The 24088-nt window shown below is 37.2% G+C and carries 17 protein-coding genes; 15 read left to right on the forward strand and 2 right to left on the reverse strand.

The window, feature by feature from the left end; genetic code table 11:
- The first annotated feature begins 340 nt into the window (after nucleotides 1–340).
- Nucleotides 341–4690 (forward strand): T9SS type A sorting domain-containing protein, encoded by a 4350-nt coding sequence (locus QM524_RS25220; protein ID WP_283346789.1) that lies wholly within the window; start codon nucleotides 341–343, stop codon nucleotides 4688–4690.
- A gap of 280 nt (nucleotides 4691–4970) precedes the next feature.
- Here QM524_RS25220 and QM524_RS25225 read toward each other — a convergent pair whose 3' ends face one another.
- Nucleotides 4971–5408, reverse strand: coding sequence for an RDD family protein (locus QM524_RS25225; protein WP_283346790.1), 438 nt, complete (start codon nucleotides 5406–5408; stop codon nucleotides 4971–4973).
- A 51-nt stretch (nucleotides 5409–5459) separates the two neighbouring features.
- Nucleotides 5460–6113, reverse strand: coding sequence for a VOC family protein (locus QM524_RS25230; RefSeq protein ID WP_283346791.1), 654 nt, complete (start codon nucleotides 6111–6113; stop codon nucleotides 5460–5462).
- Between the two features lie 140 nt (nucleotides 6114–6253).
- On the opposite strand from QM524_RS25230, the gene QM524_RS25235 reads away from it, so the two are divergent.
- From QM524_RS25235 to QM524_RS25300, 14 genes are all read left to right on the forward strand, one after another.
- Nucleotides 6254–6931: a response regulator transcription factor gene (locus QM524_RS25235; RefSeq protein WP_283346792.1), complete on the forward strand. Its 678-nt coding sequence runs from the start codon at nucleotides 6254–6256 to the stop codon at nucleotides 6929–6931.
- Entirely contained in the window at nucleotides 6928–8295 is a 1368-nt protein-coding gene (locus QM524_RS25240) for a sensor histidine kinase (protein WP_283346793.1), read from the forward strand. Before QM524_RS25235 ends, QM524_RS25240 begins: the two co-directional genes overlap by 4 nt.
- A 477-nt stretch (nucleotides 8296–8772) precedes the next feature.
- On the forward strand, nucleotides 8773–10188 hold the full coding sequence (locus tag QM524_RS25245) for a TolC family protein (protein ID WP_283346794.1): 1416 nt from the start codon (nucleotides 8773–8775) through the stop codon (nucleotides 10186–10188).
- A gap of 61 nt (nucleotides 10189–10249) precedes the next feature.
- Nucleotides 10250–13459 carry an efflux RND transporter permease subunit gene (locus QM524_RS25250; protein ID WP_283346795.1) on the forward strand — a complete coding sequence of 1070 codons (3210 nt, stop codon included), beginning with the start codon at nucleotides 10250–10252 and terminating at the stop codon, nucleotides 13457–13459.
- 26 nt (nucleotides 13460–13485) lie between these two features.
- Nucleotides 13486–14583, forward strand: a complete 1098-nt coding sequence (locus QM524_RS25255) for an efflux RND transporter periplasmic adaptor subunit (RefSeq protein ID WP_283346796.1) — start codon at nucleotides 13486–13488, stop codon at nucleotides 14581–14583.
- A gap of 81 nt (nucleotides 14584–14664) precedes the next feature.
- Nucleotides 14665–15213 (forward strand): hypothetical protein, encoded by a 549-nt coding sequence (locus tag QM524_RS25260; RefSeq protein WP_283346797.1) that lies wholly within the window; start codon nucleotides 14665–14667, stop codon nucleotides 15211–15213.
- Between the two features lie 112 nt (nucleotides 15214–15325).
- A complete protein-coding gene (locus QM524_RS25265) occupies nucleotides 15326–16372 on the forward strand; it encodes a c-type cytochrome (RefSeq protein ID WP_283346798.1) in 1047 nt (348 codons plus the stop codon).
- 66 nt (nucleotides 16373–16438) lie between these two features.
- Nucleotides 16439–16867 (forward strand): DsrE family protein, encoded by a 429-nt coding sequence (locus QM524_RS25270; RefSeq protein ID WP_283346799.1) that lies wholly within the window; start codon nucleotides 16439–16441, stop codon nucleotides 16865–16867.
- 320 nt (nucleotides 16868–17187) lie between these two features.
- Nucleotides 17188–18549 (forward strand): hypothetical protein, encoded by a 1362-nt coding sequence (locus QM524_RS25275; protein WP_283346800.1) that lies wholly within the window; start codon nucleotides 17188–17190, stop codon nucleotides 18547–18549.
- Nucleotides 18550–18808: 259 nt separating this feature from the next.
- A complete protein-coding gene (locus QM524_RS25280; protein ID WP_229241997.1) occupies nucleotides 18809–19018 on the forward strand; it encodes a DUF6132 family protein in 210 nt (69 codons plus the stop codon).
- Nucleotides 19019–19181: 163 nt separating this feature from the next.
- Nucleotides 19182–20006, forward strand: coding sequence for an alpha/beta hydrolase (locus QM524_RS25285; RefSeq protein WP_283346801.1), 825 nt, complete (start codon nucleotides 19182–19184; stop codon nucleotides 20004–20006).
- 150 nt (nucleotides 20007–20156) lie between these two features.
- Nucleotides 20157–21386, forward strand: a complete 1230-nt coding sequence (locus QM524_RS25290) for a hypothetical protein (RefSeq protein WP_283346802.1) — start codon at nucleotides 20157–20159, stop codon at nucleotides 21384–21386.
- A gap of 610 nt (nucleotides 21387–21996) precedes the next feature.
- The gene (locus QM524_RS25295; RefSeq protein WP_283346811.1) at nucleotides 21997–22680 is read left to right on the forward strand and encodes a response regulator transcription factor; all 684 of its coding nucleotides are present in this window, start codon (nucleotides 21997–21999) and stop codon (nucleotides 22678–22680) included.
- A complete protein-coding gene (locus QM524_RS25300) occupies nucleotides 22677–24047 on the forward strand; it encodes a HAMP domain-containing sensor histidine kinase (RefSeq protein ID WP_283346803.1) in 1371 nt (456 codons plus the stop codon). Before QM524_RS25295 ends, QM524_RS25300 begins: the two co-directional genes overlap by 4 nt.
- Nucleotides 24048–24088 lie beyond the last annotated feature (41 nt).

Genomic DNA, 24088 nt, shown 5'->3' on the forward strand with positions numbered 1-24088 from the left:
AAATAATACTGACAGATACAGCTATTGAGAATAGAATATTCAGCTTTTTAAGATGGATAAAAATGCAAATGTCTCATTATCAAAAAAATATATCTACTTAAAAAAAGCTGGGTAGAGTAGAAATTAGATATTTTATGTACTTTTATGGTATGTTTTATCACTAGTCTAATTTATAAAATTTAATGGATTCCCTTTGATTCAAGTATCACCGACACTTTCTCTATTACTCTACTTCGCTACGCCATTTATCTGCAAGTATATACACTGCATAAGGTGAAAGATAAAGAAGTTAAATAATCGTTTTACCTCAGTGGAGTCCAAAAACAATGCATCCACATATATGCGCAAATTTTTATTTACACAACTACTTCTGCTTGGCTGTTTTCTACAGGTTTTTTCTCAAACAGTAACCTTCAAAAGAATTGTTCAGCCTACTTCAACTAATTTTTGTTCAGGAGGTAAGTTTATCTTATCTTACCAAAAAACAGGAAATTTTAACTCTGATAATAAGTTTAAGGTACAGTTAACAGATTATTTCCAACCAAATAAAGTTCTAGTAGATATTGATACAAAAGACTCTTCTGGCTATTTGGTAGGTACATTTCCTGATTTTCAACAAATCTCTAAGTTAAGCGACTATCTTTACAAGCGTACTAACTATAACTATGTTAGAATACAAATTGCAACAACTTCACCATCAGTAGAACCTTCACAATTTGGGTTAACTTCAAGTTTCGCATTGATGATACGCCCTAATATAATAATTGATACTACAAGTTCTTCGATTTTTAGAGATAAAGTATTGCCACTTAAACTTTCTGGTACTTCAAGTGGTGACTTTTCAATAACCACCTCAGAGGGTTCCGTACATACCGTACAAAGCCACTCCATAAATTTTACCGATGTATTTGTGAATACTTATCCCAATAAATCAGGAGACTTTTATATCAAAGAGGTTTCGAATACTTGTGGGGTAGGTACTGCACAAGGGAAGGTAAAGGTTACAGTTGTAGATAATCTACTGCAAATCTCTAATTTATTAGGTACAACTTACTGTACAAATGGAAATATCAAACTAAGTATTGAAAAAAGAGGTATTTGGAATGCAGATAATAAATTCTTGATTCGCTTAATTTCTATTAATAACCCTTCTCAATTTTATGATGTTGAGGCAAAAGAATCAGATGGAATTGTTTCTGCAAAAATTCCTGGTCTCGTACCACGTACTAGTTTTAATTTAAGTGTGGTTGCCACAAGTCCGTTCACTATTTCACCTGCTCATACAACATCGGTGAATGTAAAAGAAGAAGCGAAAATTGATATTCTGCCCGAAGCTAAGACTGTTAGATATGGTAGTGTGGCTTATCTCGATGTCAATTATAGTGGACTTTTACCCATTACTTTCGAATTGACAGATGGATATCAATACTATCTGAGAAATAATGAAACTTCCACTTCAATCCCTATTTATCCTACCAAAACTTTAGATTATAAAATAAACAAGTTTGCTGGTGAATGTAATACTGGAGAGGGAGTTAACGTGAGCAAAGTGACGGTAACTGACGCTATTAAGGTGGAGGAAATACTAACTAAATCGGTTTGTACTTCTGGAGTATTTAAAGTAAGATTTTCGAGCCAACCAGTCATGGAGGTGAATACAGCCATAAATATGGCGCTGTTGTTTAGCGATGGGAGTAAAACAGCTCTTACAGGAAAGGTGACAGAGGATGGCTTAGCGGAGTTTATTTTTCCTAGTTCAAGTACAAATGAAGGCAAAACCTTTACTTTTGGTCTTTCACCAAATTTATTAATAGGTTCAACATTCGAGTATGGATCTAATCAATGTCTTTTCAAATCAATCCCTAAATTTACTTACACTAATTTAGGTAACCCTCATACCATAGAGAAACCTAGCTGGGTTTATGGTAGTCTTGGTTTTTCTGGAGGTGGAAGTATTGAATATGAAGATAATTTTGGTAAAAAATCTACACTTTATATGCCCGAAGGTGGTATTGCCTATTTTAACTCAAAGTTTTACGTCTCCGATAATACCACATATAAAGTCAATAAGGTATCGAATGAATGTGGAGTGAATAGTGATATGGAACTGAGTTTCGATATTCAAGTATTAAACCCTATAAAAACCCTAAAACTCCTAGCTCCATTTGGTCAAGGTTCAACCATTTGTGCAGGTTCTACTCAAGAATTAACTCTGCAGCGAAATAGTACATTTAATGCTACATCTCGATTTTTCTTGGATTACGTGGATGACACTGGTAAAATAATCATAGGTAATGTAGGAGAGTTTATTAATGATAAATTGTTATGGAAAGTACCGATTCACCTAAATGCTATCAACTTACAAGTAAGAGCTACCGTGCCCTCCACTACAGGTGAGAGGTATTTTGTAGAGGTTGCCGATTTTCCCAGTTATTCAGGAATAAGTGAGTTCAATACCTCAAGTTACTTCGGTTCATCTGGTGCCTACCTTAAAGGGGGGTTAAGACTTGATAACCAGTTGCCGACCACTGCAGTGTTTGACGATGGACTAAGAGTAACAAGCTCGAATGGAGGAATTTTGTATTTTACATTGAATTTAGAGAATCAAAGTAATTTTGCAGTTAAAAAATTGACAAACGGTTGTGGGACAAAGGATGTAGACATCAAGTTCAAGGTTAAATATTTTGACCGAATTGTTGAATTTAAAGATGTTAATTCTAAAATGACAGTATGTGTTGGTAAAAAAATAGTGCTTAAATATTCAGAAACGATTACTACAGTTTCAAACCGAGTGGCAAGTTACAAGTTGATGCTTTTAAAAGCTGACGAGACACCATATTCTAAGCAAGTCCTTCTGACAGGAATCAAACAGAGCCCTTTTGAGGTAACTCTTCCCCAAGATTTAGCCGAAGGTGATTACACGTTGCAATTGGTTGACGAGTCAGATTCTTTATTGTTTAGTAATATAAAAGTTATACGGATTCAACAAGCGCCTAATGTGTCAGTTTCATTCGCTAATGGCCAAAAAGATATCGAGCTGAGTTATGGTGAGTCGGTATCACTTAAATTTAACAACAATGATACTACTAATTTTGAAGGTGTAGTAAGGGGTAAGTACGGAGATGTATATCCTGTAAATTCTAGTATCTCTACCTCTGTTACTCTTTTGCCTCAAAACTCTACTATTTATACAATATCTAGGGTTTTCAATCAATGTGGTGTACAAGATTTGAATTTTTCGGTTAGTATACGTGTAAAACCTTTAGTTACTTGGAAAGTATTAAACTTGAGTGCGAATGAAAATAGTAATACTTGTCGTAACCAAAAATTACATATTAATCTAAACGCTTATGGAGATGTTGATACCACGCAACTTTATAAACTATCTTTCTTGACTGATAATAATGGAGTTTCTATTTATCATGAAATCGCAAGGATAAAACCGTATGGTAGTTATGCTTTATCAATCCCAACCAATATCCCATTAGGAGCTTATCAGATAATGTTGCAAAACATAGCAACATCAAATATTGAAATTAGAGGTTCAAAGTCTGATACTCTAATTGATGTGCCAGATTATACAATTGCAGGGAATGTTACAACAGTAGCCAACCAACCTGTTACCTTGACTTTGAAGGCTTCTAATATTGCCGATAATTATTTATTTGTCGGCAATCCTACCTTTGAATTAAGTAATGGTGTAACCGGTGGAATTACGGGTATGATTAGACAGTCTGGGTTTATAAGTTTTGTAGCCCAAAAATCTGAGACTGTTACCTTAAAATCAGTATCTAATCAATGTGGTGTTGCCGCTGGTAAAGGTTCAGCAACTATAACAGTTTTGCCGGAAACGGCTAGTTATATCTTAACATCCAATGCAACTGTAAATAACATTAACAATTACCTTTGTGCAGGGACTGAAACCAATATTGGTTTTAAGTTGATAGGTATTACTGGGACTAGTCCTAGTCTTGGACTTGAAATGTCAGATAGCTTAGGGGTTAATTTTAACGAGATTGAGACACTTGGAGCCTCATATACAACAAATACAATATCCTTTAAAATTCCGAATAACACTCCTTCTGGACAAAATTACCGTTTTAGAGTAATTTCTAAAGAAAGTAGCATAAGCTCAACTACGAGTGTTAACCCTCTCGAAGTAATAAAATCTCCTTCAGCCTCATTTGATACCACCGTGTATTATTTCTCACCTGAAAAGAAAGTTGATTTAAAAGTAAAATTGACGGGCAGTTTTCCTGTAAGTTTCAAATTAGGTACAGATGAATTAAGTGCGAAAGAATTTAACGCATCTACTTCTCCTTATTCAGTATCATTAAACCCTACTGTCCCAACTAAATTTAGATTATTCAATGTCTCTGACTATTACTGTAGAACAGGAACTATCGGTTCAAACTCAACGGTTAGTCTAGAATTAGTCACAGGCTTCGAAGACATTCAAAAGCTTGGCGTCACCGTAGGTCCAAATCCAGCGACAGATTTTATTACGATTAATACCGATGAAAACGGTATCAAAGCAGAATTAGTTGATTCCATCGGAAATGTGGTTTCTGAAATAAAATTAAACGCTGGTAGTACTCAACTTGACCTCAAAAATTACCCGAATGGGATGTATCTGTTGCGCATTAGCAAAGACCAAAAGGTTGGGGTATTTAAGTTAATGAAGTATTAAGAGTGAGGACGTTATTAGATAATGGTATATTGGTTATCTGAAGTCGTTTGTAAACGTTTCTTTTAACTGATTGATGTTTTCAGATTAGCGTTGAGTTATCCCAAGTTTATACTTCAAGTTTTATCAAAAAAGCGGTCGGAAAACAATTTTCGACCGCTTTTTTGATGCTATTAAGCTAGCAATTACTTGACTTTATACTCAATCATTGCGTCTTTACTGATGGAATACAAATTTTTATATAATCACACATTCTCACAATCTCAATTCACGCAATTTGAGATTATTTCCAAAACTTATAATTGCCCATCGTAACAGTTGTTCCTGCAAATCGGTCGCCAATGCGTTGGGCTTTTTTAGAATAAATAGCAGAAATAATGGCGCCTAATCCAACGGTTAAATAAAAGTCGAATATCACACCAAGCCACCTAAAAAAGGCATGTTTGGGTTCAATCATTTTACCGTTGAGCAGTCTTACTCTAAGTCCACAAATGAATTTTCCGACGGTAAAACCAAAGGAGAGATATTCCAAAAAAAGCTCATAAAGTACACAAAATGGAATAAACAAAATCATTTCTTGTAAACCCGTAAATAATCCATCATGCGGGAGGAGGACATCTCTGTTGAGCAAGTCATAAAAGCGTCCAAAGCAATAATTAAGAAATATCAAGTCAATTAATCGGGCTAAAGATCGTAAAAGAATAAGTTTGGTTTTTTGCATGGTTATGTAATAAATGCCTTTGAATGTTAGTCAACAAGTGGCTTGTAACGATCAATTAAAATGAAGCGTGTGCACTTTACCATTTGAAATGAATTGAATCGAAACCGAGTTGACTTGAGCAGGATGTTGAGTTGGGTACCAATTTCTTCCTGTTTTAGACAAAATTAATAAACCATTGTGATTGCCCAAGGCGGTAAAGTCTGAAAGAATAGGCCCTTTTTCAAAATAATTTAATCCATATTGCTGTATCAGTTGCTCTGCTATTGTCAAAGGTTCATTACTCGCTAGTCCAATTTCGCTGATACAACGAATTAGGTTTCCTGAAAAGTCGCCTGAACTATTATCCTTAAGGTCGCGACGGGCTATAAATTCTAGAATATTTCCATTATTATCATAAAAATAGATTGCTTGTGCGTTCCAATCTTTAAATTGTGTAATAGATTGCTTATCTGCATCCAGAATAACATCCACTTTTTTGTTTAACCATCCCAAAGCGGATTCAACCTGATTGGATGGAATATTGAAGGCAAAGTGATACTTTGTCTCCAAAGCTAGATTTTCTGTAAAGCGTAATAATGATGCCCCCACCTTGAAGGTTACTTCTTGTTGGTTTTTTGTGACTACCTCAAAACCAAGGGTTTCTCTATAGAATTCTGTAGTTTTTGGAAGGTTTTTAGTGAGAAGTTCAATTGAAATAATGTCCATTTTTTGAAAAAGTTTTAGGAGGTTATGTATTTCTTTTAAACCTTTTAGCGGGTAAATCGTTCCAAGAACTCAACAAAGGTTTTTTAATTTCGACCTTCTTTCGTGTAAGAATTTCTCAATAAATACACTCAATTAAATTTATGCAAGTACTATTAGTAGAAGACGATCCCAAACTGGCGGGCTTTATTCAGAAAGGTTTTTCTAGCGAAAACATCAATTTAGACATAGCTTACGACGGTTTGATTGGTCAAAGGATTTTGTCCCAAAAACCTTATGATGTGGTAATTTTGGATGTCAATTTGCCTAGTATCAATGGCTTTGAGCTTTGTAAATTTATCAAAAATAATTGGGCATCTACCCCCGTGATGATGCTAACCGCATTGAGTACCATCGAAGATAAAGAGATAGGTTTCAACGCTGGTGCAGATGATTATTTGGCTAAACCCTTTGAATTTAAAGAGTTGTTATTGAGAGTGAAGGCACTTGGTCGTCGGAATATGTTTGGCGCTAAACCAAGCAAAATTCTGGAAATTGCAGACTTAAAACTGAATCTTGACACACAAGAAGTAACTCGTTCAGGTAAAAAAATTGAACTCACCAAACGTGAATATGACTTGCTGGAATATTTGATGCTCAACAAAGGGAAAGTGGTGAGTAGGGTAGATATTTTAGAAAAAGTTTGGGACTTGAATTTCGATACAAATACCAATGTGATTGATGTGTACATAACCTATCTGAGAAGGAAATTGGATAAAGATTTTGATCAAAAACTGCTTCATACCATTATTGGGAGAGGCTATTCCCTACGAGAAGAATGACGATTAAACAACGCATTATCATTGCCTTTCTATTTGTGGTATCGGCTATTCTTATCCTTTTTTCTTTGTATGTATATTTCTCTTATGAAAGCTACAGAGAAAATTTGATGCACGACCGCTTGAATTCAAGAACGGAGGCTACAAAACGTTTTGTCAAAAGTTTAAGTCGCTTCAAAAAGGAATTTTTCTTTCCATTAAGTGAGCAATATGAAGCCGTATACGATGACAAAAACAAGATAGTATATACCTCTGATGCCAATCATGATTATTTCCCCGAAACAAGCCTTCTGAATCAAATTAGGGCAGAAAAAAAAGTATATTTTACCTACCATAATACACGCTTGGGCTATCCTAAGGAGGGTCTGGGAATATCTTACTGGCAGAACGGGAGGGTATTCGTTGTTATCGTTACGGCCTATGACTTGCATGGGCATAACATGAGTGATACTTTGCGATATTCTATCTTTATTGGTAATCTCCTAGCGCTGATTATCATTAGTTTGACAGGGTATTTTTTTTCAAAAAGAGCAATGCAACCTTTCGATCGACTCAATGCACAATTGGGCGAAGCGGCTATTTCGGACTTTGGTTTTCGTATCAAAAACTTCGAAAATGAGCAGAATGAAGCTTCTGTTTTAGCGGATGCGATTAATCAATTATTGGAAAAAATTCAAAAACTAGGCGAAAATCAAAAGCGCTTTATCTCATACGCTTCACACGAATTACGAACACCATTGACCATTACCAAAGGCGTATTGCAAACCTCATTAGCCTACGACCAAAGTGAAGAGGCTCAGAAAAATAGTATTCAAGAAGCACTTTTACAGGTGGATAGAGCCATCGATTTGTCCAATAATTTATTGTATTTGACTGAAGTGGAATCTATTTCTTCACCGATATTCATGCACTCAATCAATATCCTCGAATTAGTTATGGATACGATTGATGTGATTAATCAGAAATATCCGAAGCAATTCCTAAATTTTAAGATAGATGATAGCTTCACTGAGTCTGAAGAGGGAGAACTGGTCAATGGAATGCTGCATTTGCTTCGTTCAGCGCTGATAAATGTGTTGGATAATGCTTGTAAATACTCCAATAAAAAGCCCATCGAGGTTACTCTTTCTAAGGATGATACTTTTATAAAAATTGAAATTAGAGACCAAGGTATCGGTATTTCTAGAGAAGATATTCAAAATGTATTTTTGCCAATGATGCGTGGTAAAAACAGTACCCATATTCAAGGCTCTGGTATAGGTTTGACTTTAGTCAAAAAAATTATAGAACTCCATAAAGGTAAATTCGATATTCAATCAGAAATCAACCAAGGCACTTGTGTTTGTATTTTACTACCTATTGCCTGAAGGATGTTAATCGTTAGATGACTAGTTCAAGACTTAGTCTTGGACTTATTTTTTTAACAGTTTTGAAACTGAAATGATAAGCTAGATTATGATTGATATTGAAGCTTTTTAAACTTTTCAAAAAACAGTTTTTGGGATTAATTCTTCGCCTTACTTTTTGTCTTGATACAAAAAGTAACAAAAAAATCAAGAATTTATAAACTCGCTTCGCTCAAACAGTATAAATTCATTACTTACGCCAGCAATTTTACAAAAGTTTAAACAGCTTCATTTAAAAGCCATTAAAAAAAATCCTGTAGAGACGTAATATTTTACCTCTCCAACCAAATTCTCTATCCCCAACAATAATTCCTTCGTAACATTCTTCATCTCAACATCCGTCAATTTCCCCCCATTTCTTTAATCTCTTTTTAATGTCTCTCTCAGAAGGCTCTTAGTTGTGGCACATACCTTTGATTCATAAACCAATCAGAGATTATGGATAAAAGAGTATTTGTCTATTGGGGAATATGTATGCTAATGTGCTGTACGACAGGATATTCTCAAAATAGTCCTAGCAATTTAAGTATTCAGCAAGCAGTCGAAACGGCAACCACCAATTACCCGACCATACGTGCCAAAATGTTGGCGATAGACGCAAGCGAACGTGATGCCGAAGCCAAAAAGTTAAACTATACCATGCCATCGGTGGTGTTTCAGGCGCAAACCTTGTTTGCGAGTTCTAATCAGGTAAGAGGAACTTATTTTTCTAATGAGGGAGCTGCCATTCCGTCTTCGGGGACTACCAATATTGATGGCTTCGCGTCAGAGCCTGTATTTAGCAGTTTTACCACCATTTTGACGAGCTACAAACTCGCTACATTTGGTAAAAAAGAAGCCGATTTAAGAGTGGCTAATGCCAGTATCCAACAAGCCAAGTTGGATTACGAAAAAGAAATCTATGTGCATAAATCAAAAGTTTCAGATGCCTATATTTTGAGTTTGGTTTTTCAAGAAGCTACCAAAATTCAACAGAAAAATCTGGAACGAGCGCAAGCTTTTTACCAAACCATCAAAGCCAATGCGATTGCAGGATTGAGAGCAGGCGTAGATACATCCTTGGCAGTAGCAGATATTGCCAAAGCAAAAATCTTATTAATAGAAAGTCAAAAACTAGCAGAGCAACAAAAGGTAAGACTGGCTGAGCTATTAGGTTTACCACAAAACCAATACCAGTTACTTGATGCCAAATTGGATGGGAATCAGCCTTTTGCGTTAGCCAATAATTCTTCTGACAATCTTAGTAATCATCCGATTCTTCGATTTTTCGAAGCACGTGTAAATACCTCAACGTTAAAAATTAACAGTATTCAAAAATCGTATTTACCTGCCATTATGGCTCGTGGGGCGGTATGGGCAAAGGGTTCGGGGATTGAAGACCACTTGGGTGCCGATGGAAATTATGTCTATAATCAGTCGCTTTCGGGACTTGGCTTTAGAGCCTATAATTATATGTTGGGTCTGACTACAGTCTGGAATATTTCTGACATTTTCAGAATCAAAAAAGAGGCCTCAGCCCAAAACTCCTTTAGTCAGGTTTATCAAAAAGAGAAGGACGATGCAACTATCAAACTTCAATCAGAAATAGTCCAATCGGCTATCGAATACCAAAAAGCGAAAGAAATTTTTGAGCAAATTCCCCTTCAACTGACCTCCGCCAAAGCTGCTTATGCGCAGGCTCAGTCAAGATACCAAGCTGGTTTGGGTACTATTCTGGAGGTGACCCAAAGTCAAATGATTTTGAACCGTGCTGAAATAGACGAAGCTGTGGCTCGAAATAATGTGTGGAGAGCTGTGTTACACCAGTATGTCTCAAAAGGCGAACTTAATGTTTTTCTCAATCAATTTAACTAAAGAATTCGAGCGATAGGGTTTTGATAATTTCAATCACCTATCAACTCAATGATGATAAAATATGGACAAATTACTCACAGGAGCCTTATCGAAACCCATTACTGTCATTGTGGCAATACTTGGGCTAACGATTTTTTCGATTTTGGCTTTATTCAAAATACCCATTGATATTTTTCCAAAACTGAATTTGCCAACCATTTACATTGCCCAACCTTACGGAGGAATGACGCCAGCCCAATTGGAAGGCTTCATTTCTACCCGTTATCAAAACCAGATGTTGTATGTATCAGGGGTAAAAGATATAGAGGTACGAAATGTTCAAGGCTTATGTATTGTAAAGCTCACGTTTTACGAAAATGTGAACATGGCTCAAGCCGCTGGAGAAGTTGCCAACAACGTGAATCGCTCCTTAAACTATATGCCTCCAGGGACTGTTCCTCCCACAGTTGTACGTTTTGATGCGACCAATTTGCCTGTAGGACAATTAGTTTTTAGTAGTAAAAAAGCGGATTTGAATGAATTGCAAGATTTGGCTTCTACTAAAATTCGACCCTTGTTTTCACAAATCCCTGGGGCGTCTTCGCCATCACCTTTTGGTGGAAATGAACGTACAGTTGTCGTTCGTGTAGACCCCGAAGCGATGCGTAGTTATCAGTTAACACCTGACGAAATTGTGCAGTCGGTGGTAAAAAACAACCAAATTTCACCCGCTGGGAACGTTCGTGTGGGCGACTATACTTACATGACGCCAATCAACTCGGTGATGAAACATGTGGAGGATTTTTTGAATGTACCTATCAAACGATTAACGGGTACTACGGTATTCTTGCGAGATGTAGCCTCGGTTGAAGATGCTGCCGATGTGACAGTTGGATATGCTTTGGTGGATGGAAAACGCTCGGTGTATATTCCTCTTACCAAAACGTCGGATGCTTCAACGATGAGTGTTGTGAAAGCGTTGAAGGCAAAAATGCCAGAAATGCAATCGCTTTTACCTGACTATGTGGAGCTAAAATATGTCTTTGACCAGTCGGTATACGTGACCAATGCCGTGGAAAGTTTAGGTACAGAAGGTTTGATTGGAGCCTTGCTAACGGGCTTGGTGGTATTACTTTTCTTGGGTGATTTAAGAAGTTCGCTTGTGGTAATTATTACGATTCCTACTTCGTTGCTGGTGGCTATTTTAGCACTGAATTTGGTAGGCGAAACCATCAATATTATGACTTTGTCAGGACTTGCCTTGGCTATCGGTATCTTGGTTGACCAAGCTACCGTAGTAATCGAAAATATTCACCAACATTTGGAAATGGGAAAGTCAAAAGCTTGGGCTATTTTGGATGCCACTCGTGAGGTTTCGTTTCCCTTAGTTTTGATTACACTTTGTATTTTGGCAGTTTTTGCCCCTGCTTTATTGATGACGGGCGTTCCCAAAGGGATGTTTATGCCTTTGTCGTTGGCGGTAGGTTTTTCGATGATTGCTTCTTTTATTTTTTCTCAAACTCTTGTGCCAGTATTGGCAAACTGGTGGCTAAAAGGACATGAACATCCAGCAAAACATGAGAAAAAAATCTTGAACGATTTGGACAGCCCACACGAAGAGGCTATGGAAGAGTATGAAGAAAAACATCCAGAAAAAATCTCAGGATTTGAGAAGTTCAAACTGGGTTATCTACGACTCTTAGACAGTTTGATGAATCAGAAAAAGGCTTTAATTCTCGGCTACCTTGTTGTGACGATTGGTGTTGTTGTGGTTGGTTTTATGAAAATTGGAAAAGATATGATGCCCAAACTCAACCACTCTCACCAATTTCAGGTAAGAATTATAGGAGAACAAGGTAAACGCATTGAACGTACCGAATTAGCCGTAAAACAGGTCATAGGCATCATTAAAAGCATTGTTCAAGACAAGAATATAGAGATTTCTTCGGCATTTGTAGGTATGACGCCGTCTAGTTATGGAACAAGTTCCTTGTATGTATTCAATGCAGGTCCACATGAGGCTACACTTCAAGTCAATATTGCAAAGGAATATGAAATGACTTCATTGGATAACCTCAAAGATGAAATTCGTAAAAAGGTGCGTGAGCAATTATCGGGTGTAAATGTGTCTTTTGAACCTATTGATTTAACGGATAAAATTATGAGTCAAGGTTCATTAACGCCAATTGAGGTAAGAATAGGAGGAAAGGATTTGAAGGATGGGCAAAAGTATGCTAATCAACTGATAGCTGTACTAAAGAAAATTCCGTACCTCCGCGATATCCGTATTAATCAACCATTGAACTATCCTAGTTTTGATATTAAAATAGACAGAGTTCGTTTGGCTCAATTTGGACTAACCGCCGACATGGTTTCCAAATCGGTTGTCGCAGCCACCTCTTCGAGTCGTTTTACTGCCAAAAACTTTTGGTTAGACGAAAAGAAAGGCTATGCTTATCAGGTACAAGTAGCTTTACCCGAGTACGAAATGTCTTCGGTACAGGATATGGAAAATATTCCACTGATTTCGGGACAATTACGTCCAACATTAGGAGATGTTGCTACAATCACACCAACAACTATTCCAGGGGAGTATGACCGTGTAGGACCTCGCCGTATCGTGACAGTTTCGGCAAATATCCATCAGGTTGACTTAGGAACAGCTACCGTTGATGTCAATCGTGCCATTGCTCAGGCAGGAGAAACACCTAAAGGAACGGTCGTAGAATTGAAAGGTATGGCGAAACTTTTGGAGGAAACCCTTCAAAGTTTAAGCTCGGGTTTGGCACTGGCTATTGTGGTGATATTTTTATTGTTAGCAGCCAATTACCAGTCATTTAAAGTGTCAGGCGTGGTATTAGTGACAATTCCTGCCGTGTTAGCTGGCTCGATTTTGATTCTTTTGGCAACAGGAAGTACCCTCAATCTGCAATCCTATATGGGTATTATTATGTCGGTGGGGGTATCAGTTGCGAATGCATTGTTATTGGTAACCAATGCCGAAACTCTTCGACTGACCTACAAAGATTCCTATCAAGCTGCCAAGGTAGCTGGTGCAGTTCGTTTGCGCCCGATTTTGATGACCTCTATTGCCATGGTCGTAGGGATGATTCCAATGGCGAGTGGTATGAGCGAATCGGGTGAGCAAAGTGCACCATTGGGGCGAGCGGTGATTGGTGGGTTGGTGGCCTCAACATTTGCTGCCTTGTTGGTTTTGCCTGTCGTATTTGCGGCCGTTCAGAAAAATAGCTCACTTGCATCTCCATCTTTAAATCCTGAGGATAAAAATTAATATTCAGATTCAAAATATTGAACGTTATGAAACTCTCACATCTTATCATATTAGCGGCTTTGACAAGCCAAATTTTATTGGATTCTTGTACTCAATCCAAATCAGAACCTATCAGTTCTAATACCGAGGAGCAAGTGATATACCCTGCTATCAAGGTAGAAAGTGCAAAGCCGAGTCAAGAATTACAAATTCCAGGCGAATTAGAAAGTTACTTTGAAACTGACCTTTTTCCTAAAGTAAATGGGTACATCAAAAGAATTAATGTTGATATTGGCGATCGTGTGAGCACTGGGCAAGTATTGGCCGTACTCGATGCTCCCGAACTAAGTTTGCAATTAGCGGAGGCTACTGCCAAAATGCGTTCGGCTGAGTCGCAACTCAATACGAGTAAATCGGTTTATAAAAGATTGCAAAAAGCCAATCAAACTCCTGGGACGGTTTCGCCGAATGATTTGGATATTGCTCATTCAAAGATTGTGTCGGATAGTTTGACTTGGTTGGGAGCCAAGGCCGTTTACCAGTCTATTCAGGTCATGACCGAATATCTATCCATCAAAGCACCATTTGATGGAGTAGTTGCCGAACGTCGTTTGTCACCTGGGGCTTTTGTCGGACCTAATGATAAAAGTGCTGTCGCTATTTTTAAAATCAAACAAGAAAATAGACTTCGTTTAAGAATTCCAGTTCCTGAAAGATATATCAGTGCGATTCGTTTGAGTCAGCCGATATCTTTTTCTGTAATGAATCTACCAGATAAGAAGTTTGCAGGAAAAGTGAGTCGTATATCTCATAACGTTAATAAACAAACTCGCTCCGAACTCATCGAAATTGATGTTCAGAATCCTCAATTACAGTTGGTGTCGGGTACCTATACACAAGTGACTTTGCCTTTTCAGCGCAATACGACTAGCCTTACTGTACCTAGTTCGGCAGTAGCCACTACCTTAGAAAAATGCTTTGTGGTAAAGGTAGAAAACGGAATAGCTTCATGGGTTGAAGTAAAAAAAGGCATAGAAGCAGAGGGTAAAGTAGAAATTTTTGGTGATATCAAGTCTGGCGATACAGTGCTCAAAACGGCATCTGACGAAATACCGAATGGCGTAGCTGTAAAAACGAAATTATAAGAAAAGCACTGGTCGAATAATCTGTTTAGTAAAACGACCAGTGCTCCAAAATACTTACCAACAATTTAATGAAACAAAACTATGAGAACCATTATTTCACTTTTGCTTTTAAGCCTGTTGACCTTTCAGACTAAAGCTGGAAAACAACCCAAAGGCAATCATATTTCAAGAATTTTGGGTAATAGTAAAGATATTACCCTGCCAAATATTGCCACGCAAGACATTCGCTCGGTGGATTGGAAAGCGAGTAAAGGGGCAATAGAAGTACATATCAAAGATGGGCAAACTAAAATTTATGATATACACCATTTTTGGGGTTATCAGGAGGAGGATAAAGACGTATATCGTTTTTTTGAAGGTAATTTTTACAAGGTTGAACAATTAGGGAAACTAGTGGTGTATTCACAAGAAAACTATGTAGGAGATACCAACAATACCCTCTATTATTTTAGTGAAACGCCTGATTCTCCAATTTTATGGATGTCTCGCCAAAATTTAAAAATGGTTTTTCATGATAAAAGTTGTATGTTAGAACAACTTGAAAAGCTCTCTTGGACCAAGCCTATTGCTGCGTATTCCAAAAAAGATAAGAGCTTCATGATAGAACATTGGCTGGAAGATTGCCAGTAGTTTCTAGGTTTGTGACAGATGTTACAGAATTCAATATTTTACTCGGCTAACTTTGAATCATATTGATTGATTATATAAGATAATTCTAAATTCACTCATTTAGTTTAAAGTTATGCAAGAAAATATAGACAAATCTTTGGGTTTTTCTACCAAAATGATGCTAGGACTGGTCTCGGTTCTAGTTGTTTTGGTTTTTACAGTTTTAGGTTTAATCATCAATGAAAAACCATCCAATAGTGCAAATTCACCAGACTCACTTTTGGTAAAAAAATTCCAGCTTCCTGATTCTAATTTTACACACTTGTGGGAAGCACCCGCCGATTGGCGATTGGCTAGACTTAACAAAGATCAACGAGATTTGATTCATTATGGAAAGGATTTGATTGCTAATACTGCTGAATATTTAGGTCCCAACGGCACAGTATCTCATATTTCTAATGGAATGAATTGTCAAAATTGCCATTTGAATGCGGGTACCAAGGCATGGGGAAATAACTATTTTGCAGTTGCTTCTACCTATCCCAAATTTCGTGCTCGTTCAGGAAGACTTGAATCAAAGGAGAAACGAATTAATGATTGTTTTGAGAGAAGCTTGAATGGAAAACCCTTAGATTCGACCAGTAAAGAAATGCGGGCTATCGTCGCATATATGGACTGGATAGGCTCAGATGTAGAGAAAAAACATACGCCAAAGGGGACAGGTATTTTCAAACTAAAACTACTCCAGCGTGCAGCAGACCCAACAAAAGGAGCGGAAATTTACACCCAAAAATGCCAAAGTTGTCATCAGGCAGATGGACAAGGTGTGTTGGCAGAAGGAGGGAAGAAATTTACCTATCCGCCGCTTTGGGGTAAAAATAGTTATAATGATGGAGCTGGGTTGTATCGTATGTCCAATTTGGCAGGTTATATCAAATACAATATGCCTTTGGGTGTAACTTACCAAAATACTCAACTGAGTGACGAGGAGGCTTGGGACGTAGCGGCATATATCAATTCACAAATCAGACCGCATAAAGATTTGAGTCAAGATTGGCCGAAAATTGCTGATAAACCATTTGACCATCCTTTTGGTCCTTACAGTGATCCTTTTTCCGAACTACAACATAAATACGGTCCTTTCAAAGCAATTAAAGACTGGAAGAAGAAAAGAAATTAGCTAATTTTCATAGCTTTAGTCAATAATCTAGTCTCCAAAGTTTCAAACGCAAATAACTCTATCACAATGAAAAAAACACTTTTCTGGGCATTGGCTTTCTGGTGTGTGGCAAGTCTTCCCTCATTTTCACAAAAACCTAAAAAAATGAAAGAACACGCTATCGTATTTCATCTAGCTACGCCTGATACCGCGGCGTATCGAGCTTTGACCAAACAATTGAACAACGTTTTGGAAGTTTGGCCAACTGCCAAGTTAGAGGTAGTGGTACACAATAAAGGGATTGGCTTTATGAAAAAAGAAGGCAATGTTCTTACAAGTCAAATAGAAGCATTAACCCAAAAAGGCGTTGTTTTTGCAGTTTGTGAAAATACTATGAAATCGCAAAAAATAACTAAAGACCAAATTCTTCCTACCGCCCAATACGTTCCAGTTGCACTAATTGAATTAGCACTCAAACAAGAGGAGGGTTGGTCGTACATAAAGGCAGGGTTTTAAGCTATTACGGATTGGGGATTTCTGATTTCGGAAATATGGGAATACGTCTCTGTTTTTTAATAATGGCTCCATAGGAGCGACAGTTTGGTAGCAAAATTCTTGATAAAATCTTCATTGAGCTCCGTAGGTGCGACAGAAAGCAAACTATCTTGCTTTCTGTCGCACCTACGGAGCTTATGAAATGGAAGGTTTTCTGAAAAAATCTCTAAATATAGACATATCACTAAATCCAATTTCTCTCAAAATTTCTTCTGTAACAAATATCACTTTTTGCCATTTTTCTGTTTGATAATTTTGAGCATACTTAATCACTCGGATGTATGCGAAATATTTTTCAAATAGTTTTTATTTTAATTTTTCCCTTGGTCTTACAGGCACAAACGGATAGTAGTTTTGTCGGAGCATTGACTAAAGGAAATATCACGGGTCAAATAAGATTGATGTCCATTTCGACTTGGAATAAGGCCGACCTCAGCGATTACTCGGCAGGAGCTGTTGGTTTAACCTTGGGTTATCAAACCTTATCTTTCAAGGGTTTTCGATTGACTATTTCTGGAAGCTTGACGCAACAGATATATGCCCCTAATTTTTCAATTCCTGACCCCAAAACCCTTCAGTTAAATCGTTATGAGTGGGGAATGTTTGATTTTACTAATACTACTAATAAAGATATGTTCTTGCGTTTACAGGAACTCAATTTGCAATATCGTTCCAAAAAAATCCAAGCATTAATCGGTAATTATGTTCCCCAAAATATCTTCTTAAACGCCCAAGACGGACGAATGAGTCCAACCTTGGTGCAAGGGCTTTCCCTTAAATATTTTCCTAGTAGTAAGTGGCACATTGGTCTTGAAGCAATCACAGGACTGAACCCCAGGTCGGCCGTGAAATGGGTTTCGGTGGCAAATTCATTTGGGATTTATCCTGTAGGATTAAATCCAGATGGTACCAAATCGCAATATGCGGGTCATACCACCACCAACGGTATCGGTATTGCTGAAGTGATGTTTAAACCAAATTCCAAATGGCAAATCTTGGCGAGTGATATTTTAGTCGAAAATGTTTTTCATACTGCATACCTCAAAACAGAATACCGCAAATCTATTTGGAACAACCAACAGCTAATGTTGGGAGGATTGCTAGCAACACAGAGACAGCTTGGCAATGGTGGGAGCGAGGTAGCTAGTCAAGTATATTTTACCCAAGAAAATAAACCCATCATTATTAATGTCAGATTAGGATTGAAGGATAAAAAATGGGAAGGTTCTCTCAATTTTGGACGTATTACCGCACAAGGTCGCTATCAAATGCCTCGTGAATGGGGCGTGGAGCAGTTTTACACTTTTATTCCTAGAGAGCGCAATGAAGGTTCGGGAGATGTGTGGGCATATACCGCCAAATATGCCTATACTTTTTCTAAAAACTTGAAACTTGAGGGAGCTTATGGTTATTACAATATGCCAGACGTAAGGGATACCCGACTAAACAAATATGGTGTTCCAGATTTTTCGCATACAATGCTCAATCTGCAATATAGTTTTGAGGGAAATTGGAAAGGTTTAACAATGCAAGCGCTTGGCATATACAAAGCAAATCAGGGCTTGGTCTATGACAATCTCAAATATGTCCAAAACAAAGTGGATATGAGCCAGTTGAATTTGGTGGTTAATTACAAATGGTAACAAATTTGAGGATTTGAAAATTTGAGAATTTGAAGATTTGAAAATGGATTTATAAATAATTAATAGTCAGTGGTTTAGTTTTTAATGGGGCTTTTCTATGAGTTTTATTTTATTTAGAAGCATTCCTATCATCCGCATTTTAACGTAGCGGCAACTCTTGCAGTTGCCGCTACATCAATTTTATTTTAAAGACAATACAAAACCTTCATACAGCACTAATTCACAATTCGTAATTCACAACTCTCAATTAATAAAAGACATGGAAAATAAAATGAGATTTTTACCTAACAAATGGAAAGTATTTGGCGCCTTAATCGGTGCCATTGGAGGATATTTTTATTGGTCTAAAGTAGGTTGTTTGACAGGAACTTGTCCGCTCAAATCGCAGTGGCAAACGATGGTGCCGTATGGTGCAATACTCGGTTTTACGATTTCTGGAATCATAACTGATATTTTGAAAAAGAAATAAAAACGCACAAAATTAGTGTGAGCCAAATTGAGAAAGAGGAATTTTTATGATTTGTCCTTAAATTGTACAAAAATACCTTCTTTTCACAATTATTCTACTCATTATGTTATTATCCAAAAAACTTAAACTTGTGCTAGTAGGCGTGTTTTCACTGCTCACGTCAATGTCTTTCGCTTCGACCGTTGATAGTTTGGATGTACCAAGCGCTGTCATGAACAAAACCTACAAGGCGGCTGTGGTATTGCCCAATTCCTACGCCAAAAACAAAGCTTCTTATCCTGTGCTTTATTTGCTTCATGGCGGAGGCGGACATTTTAGGGACTGGCTAACCTCTACGCCTGATAAGATGCTTGTCAAAAATTTGGCAGACCAATACAATATGATTATCGTAATGCCCGAAGGCGAAACTTTTGGTTGGTATTTAGATAGTCCTTACGATGCCACAAACAAATTTGAAACCTATATTACCAAAGAGGTGATTCAGAAAATTGATAACACTTACCGAACGGTTAAAGATAAAAAAGGAAGAGTTATCACGGGCTTATCGATGGGCGGTCATGGTGCTATGTATTTGTCTACTCGCCACCCCGACTTGTTTGCCGCAGCAGGATCCATGAGTGGTGCTTTGGATATGAATTATACCAAATTCAAAATCAATGAGGCTTTCACCCAATCTCTCAAAGATAGATTCCAGAAATTACTCGGTACTTCGGATGTAAGTCAGGAAGTGTTTTTCAAAAACTCAGTGGTGAATATGGCAGAAATGATTAAAGCCAATAATCTTCCAGTGACAATTGATTGTGGTGTAGATGATTTTTTGATAGAAGTAAATCGTGAGCTGCACCGACGTTTAGTCTATAACGGAACACCTCACGATTACACTGAGCGCCCAGGTGCGCATACTTGGGATTACTGGCAAAATTCTTTACCATATCATGTATTGTTTTTTCATAAAGTTTTCAAAACAAACGGTGTAATGGTAGAGTAGAGAAACGTATAACCGCCTCAAAAATTTGTCTTTGAGGCGGTTTGCCTAATAATCAGATATAGTTGCCCTTTTGAAAATATTCTACTACCTTCATTTTCTCAAAATACGTTTGCTAATTCCTATTTTAATAATTTCTACCCAATATCTACCATGAGAACAAACACCAGCCTATCATTCCTCATTCTTCTAGTGCTCTTATTTTCGGTTAAAACCAGTTTTGGTCAATATGGCATTCGCGCCGACGGAGTTGTATATGTCAAGAACCGAGAAGCACCCATTAAGGGAGCTATCAAGTTTACCGATCATTACACGAAAGTATCTATTTTGAAAGAGAACGAGCAATTTACAACCTTATCCATTTCGCAAATCGATTCTGTCAAAACTGAAGGAAAGTACCTATTTGTAGTCAAAGAGTATAAAGAAAATCCAATTCTACTAGAGGCGAGTGTAATTGCGCCTGTGTCACTGTTTTATAGTAGAAAACTACAGTTGTTTTTTTATTCTAAAGGCAAAGAAGTTACGTTGATTCCAAAAGAGAAACTTCGAGGATATTTGCTCGTCTTTTTCCCTGATTTTTCTTACACCCCCAAATTGAGATCTGCGAGTTATCAGAAGGTAAAATACAAAGAGGAATATCTTGCACAATTGGTTACCACCTACAATGAAGAGATTTACCCAAAATATTATCCCAAAGTTTATCCTTTGTCAGGTCAGAAATTAAAGGTTTCTGTTTCTCCTTATTTGGGAATTGTAACAAGTGCACATAGTCTCACATACTCTTATAAAACCGATGTGTTACATTTTGATATCAACGCACAACCACAATTTGGAATCAATGCTGAATTTGAAGGGAGAAGTAGAACCTCATTTGGCGTCGATGTTTTTTGGTCAAAAGTTTATGGCGAAATACCCTATAAATTAGGGGTGCCCTACACCAGCATGGATGAAAAATATCAGTATAACAACGTAGGGAAATTCGATATTTCTGGGATTGGTATAGACACCAAATTTAAGTATGCACTAAGTGACTTAAATCATACCAAACATCAGTTGAAAATATTTATGGGACCATCTTTTTTTGTTCCAATGGGGGGCAAAATTACCGCTTACACTACAATTCCACGTTATGTGGCTCCAGATGTAATTTATAAACCACAATTATACAGGGAAGATGAAAAGCCCAATTTGAATGTTTTTTATGGTTTCAATATTGGGATAGATAGCAGATGGAAAATGACTTCCAAGTATGATTTGCATGTAGAGGCTAAAGCAAAATATTTACAAATGCCTCAGTTTGATACCAGACTAATAGGAGCAGCTATAAGCTTTCAAACCAGTACTTTCCAGCTTGACTTAGCGATGTTTCTCTCAAGACGATAGAGGAAAATAACATGAAGGATTTTCTTTTGTTCAAAAGAGTTCTTACGATTAGCATTCTTTGATGTAGCGGCAACTCTTGCAGTTGCCGCCTTCAAAATGGCAACTGCAAGAGTTGCCACTACATCAATTTTATTTTAAAGACAATACAAAACCTTCATACACTATAGTTGTAAATAGTGAGAGTAGGCTAATGATTGTCAATATTTTATAATCAAAATAAATTAAGTCTTCTGATTACTGGACAAATCGAGTAAGAGATCTTCAGGGGTTTGGGTATCATCAGTGAATTTTATAAAAACAGTTTTAAACTGTTTAAAAAAGTAAGTCCAAGACTAAGTCTTGAACTAGGAAATTCAATTTTTTCCAGTAATCAATCAGCTAAATCTTATTTTGCACGATTACTGAAATAGTGGGAAAGATTAAATAAATAATATCTCTGTGTTACCCTTTGAAAATCCCTTTCTGATGCTGAGTGTAATCTAATAACTGATAAACTATTAACTTATAACTTAGGGTAAAAATCGCTTGTTTATCCAAAAAATTAATTAATCCAAAGGGTATTCAAGCGTTTCTCCTTACTTTCGTAGTCAAATAAAAGGCATTAAACATGATGGATATTCTAGTAATTGAAGACGATTTAAGAGTTTCGGAGCTAATCAAGCGAGGTTTGGAGGAGCAAGGTTTTTCGGCTACAGTAGCGTACGACGGTGTTATGGGGAAAAAATTAGCCCTTCAGCACCCTTATGAGTTGATTATTACTGATATTATTTTGCCCAAAATGGATGGTCTCGAATTGTGTAAGCATTTACGAGAGGCAAACCTCGAAATTCCTATTATCATGCTCACTGCCTTGGGTACAACCGACGACAAACTCGAAGGTTTTGATGCGGGCGCTGATGATTATTTAGTAAAGCCTTTCGAAATAAGAGAACTGATGGCGCGTATTCGGGTGCTTCTCAAACGCCAAAGCAAAACACCACAGACTTTCAGTAATCTTCTCAAATACGACGACCTAGAACTGAATCTTCAGAATAAAACCGTGAAAAGGGGTGAAATAGACATAAACCTAACGCCGAAAGAATTTAAGTTGCTAGAATATTTGCTGCAAAATCCAGAAAGAGTGCTTTCCAGAACCGAAATTGCTGAGAAAGTTTGGGATACTCATTTTGACACTGGAACAAATTTTATCGATGTTTATATCAATTATCTTAGAAAAAAAATTGATAAAGGTTTTGAGAGAAAATTGATTCATACTAAATCAGGAATGGGCTTTATCCTTAAATCAGACCTATGAAAATTCGGACCAAAATTAGCCTTTTGTTTATCTTTTTGTCAGTCATCATTTTGTTCGCTTTTGCGAGCTTGATATACCTTTCTGCCAAAAGAGATAGAGAAGTCCAGTTTTTTACCAGACTCAAAAAGGAAGCTGTCACTAAAGCAAATCTCTTTTTTGATGCCCAAGTAAGTGCTAAAACCCTCCAACGGATTTATAAAAATAACCGCCAAACGATTAGTGAAGTTGAGGTGGCGATATATGATTCTACTTTTCATTTGGTCTATCACGATGCCTCAGAACTTGATTTTGTGAAGGAGACCAAGGAAATGATGCACACGGTTTTTAGCAATGGACAAGTGCGTTTACAAAAAAATAATTGGGATATTATCGGCATCAAATACAATTACGAGGGGAATAAATACTTGGTTACCGCAGCCGCTTTTGACCAGTTTGGGTACAATAAATTGCAAACACTTTTTGAAAGTACTATTGCATTTTTTGTCCTTTCTATGATCATGATTTACATCATCGCTTATTTCTTTGCGCTTCATGTGCTTGACCCTATCAGAGAAATGACCGATAAAGCCAAACAAATTTCGGGTACAAATCTGGATCTTCGTTTGGTGACTACGCCAGATAAGGATGAACTGACAGAGTTGGCAGAAACTTTCAATCAGATGTTGAATCGTTTGGAAAATTCATTTGATGCACAAAAAAGCTTCGTCTCTAATATCTCACATGAGCTACGTACTCCGCTAGCAGCCATTGTCGCCGAATTGGAAATAACTAGCGAAAAGGAACGCACAAATACTGAGTATAAATTGGCTATTCATAATGCGCTCAACGACGCCCGAAAAATGGTACGTTTGTCTAATAGCCTCCTCGATTTTGCCAAAGCCAGTTATGACCCTTCCGAAATATCGTTTCGTCTTGTTAGAATCGATGAGCTGATATTGGATGCTTGTTTGTTGATTCAAAAATCAAACCCAGACTATAAGATTGATATTCATTTTGAGGAGGATTTTGAAGATGATGAGCAAATTTCGGTCAATGCCAACGAATATCTTCTTAAGACAGCTTTTGTGAATTTGATGGAAAATGGTTGTAAGTTTTCCCCCGAAAAACAAATGTTGGTAGCTATCTTTTTTGACAAAAATGGTATTTTGGTTTCTTTTGAAGATCATGGAATAGGGATTTCTGAAAAAGATCAAGAAAGACTTTTTACTCCCTTTTTTAGAGGAGAAAACAAAAGCCATGCCGATGGAAATGGCATAGGTTTATCACTCACCAAACGCATTGTAGAACTGCACGGAGGAACCATTCAGGTAAAGTCCATAAAAACTCAGGGAACAACATTTCTTGTTCATCTACCATATAGCCATTGATTTCATCTACACCTTTTGATGGTATACCTTTTAAATCTTCT

The sequence above is a fragment of the Flectobacillus roseus genome, assembly GCF_030056595.1.
Taxonomy (GTDB): Bacteria; Bacteroidota; Bacteroidia; order Cytophagales; family Spirosomataceae; genus Flectobacillus; species Flectobacillus roseus.

Bases quoted from the DNA above. Each gene is read 5' to 3' on its own strand.
- QM524_RS25220 (WP_283346789.1), top strand. From the start codon at position 341: ATGCGCAAATTTTTATTTACACAACTACTTCTGCTTGGCTGTTTTCTA.
- QM524_RS25225 (WP_283346790.1), bottom strand. From the start codon at position 5,408: ATGCAAAAAACCAAACTTATTCTTTTACGATCTTTAGCCCGATTAATT.
- QM524_RS25230 (WP_283346791.1), bottom strand. From the start codon at position 6,113: ATGGACATTATTTCAATTGAACTTCTCACTAAAAACCTTCCAAAAACT.
- QM524_RS25235 (WP_283346792.1), top strand. From the start codon at position 6,254: ATGCAAGTACTATTAGTAGAAGACGATCCCAAACTGGCGGGCTTTATT.
- QM524_RS25240 (WP_283346793.1), top strand. From the start codon at position 6,928: ATGACGATTAAACAACGCATTATCATTGCCTTTCTATTTGTGGTATCG.
- QM524_RS25245 (WP_283346794.1), top strand. From the start codon at position 8,773: ATGGATAAAAGAGTATTTGTCTATTGGGGAATATGTATGCTAATGTGC.
- QM524_RS25250 (WP_283346795.1), top strand. From the start codon at position 10,250: ATGGACAAATTACTCACAGGAGCCTTATCGAAACCCATTACTGTCATT.
- QM524_RS25255 (WP_283346796.1), top strand. From the start codon at position 13,486: ATGAAACTCTCACATCTTATCATATTAGCGGCTTTGACAAGCCAAATT.
- QM524_RS25260 (WP_283346797.1), top strand. From the start codon at position 14,665: ATGAGAACCATTATTTCACTTTTGCTTTTAAGCCTGTTGACCTTTCAG.
- QM524_RS25265 (WP_283346798.1), top strand. From the start codon at position 15,326: ATGCAAGAAAATATAGACAAATCTTTGGGTTTTTCTACCAAAATGATG.
- QM524_RS25270 (WP_283346799.1), top strand. From the start codon at position 16,439: ATGAAAAAAACACTTTTCTGGGCATTGGCTTTCTGGTGTGTGGCAAGT.
- QM524_RS25275 (WP_283346800.1), top strand. From the start codon at position 17,188: ATGCGAAATATTTTTCAAATAGTTTTTATTTTAATTTTTCCCTTGGTC.
- QM524_RS25280 (WP_229241997.1), top strand. From the start codon at position 18,809: ATGGAAAATAAAATGAGATTTTTACCTAACAAATGGAAAGTATTTGGC.
- QM524_RS25285 (WP_283346801.1), top strand. From the start codon at position 19,182: ATGTCTTTCGCTTCGACCGTTGATAGTTTGGATGTACCAAGCGCTGTC.
- QM524_RS25290 (WP_283346802.1), top strand. From the start codon at position 20,157: ATGAGAACAAACACCAGCCTATCATTCCTCATTCTTCTAGTGCTCTTA.
- QM524_RS25295 (WP_283346811.1), top strand. From the start codon at position 21,997: ATGGATATTCTAGTAATTGAAGACGATTTAAGAGTTTCGGAGCTAATC.
- QM524_RS25300 (WP_283346803.1), top strand. From the start codon at position 22,677: ATGAAAATTCGGACCAAAATTAGCCTTTTGTTTATCTTTTTGTCAGTC.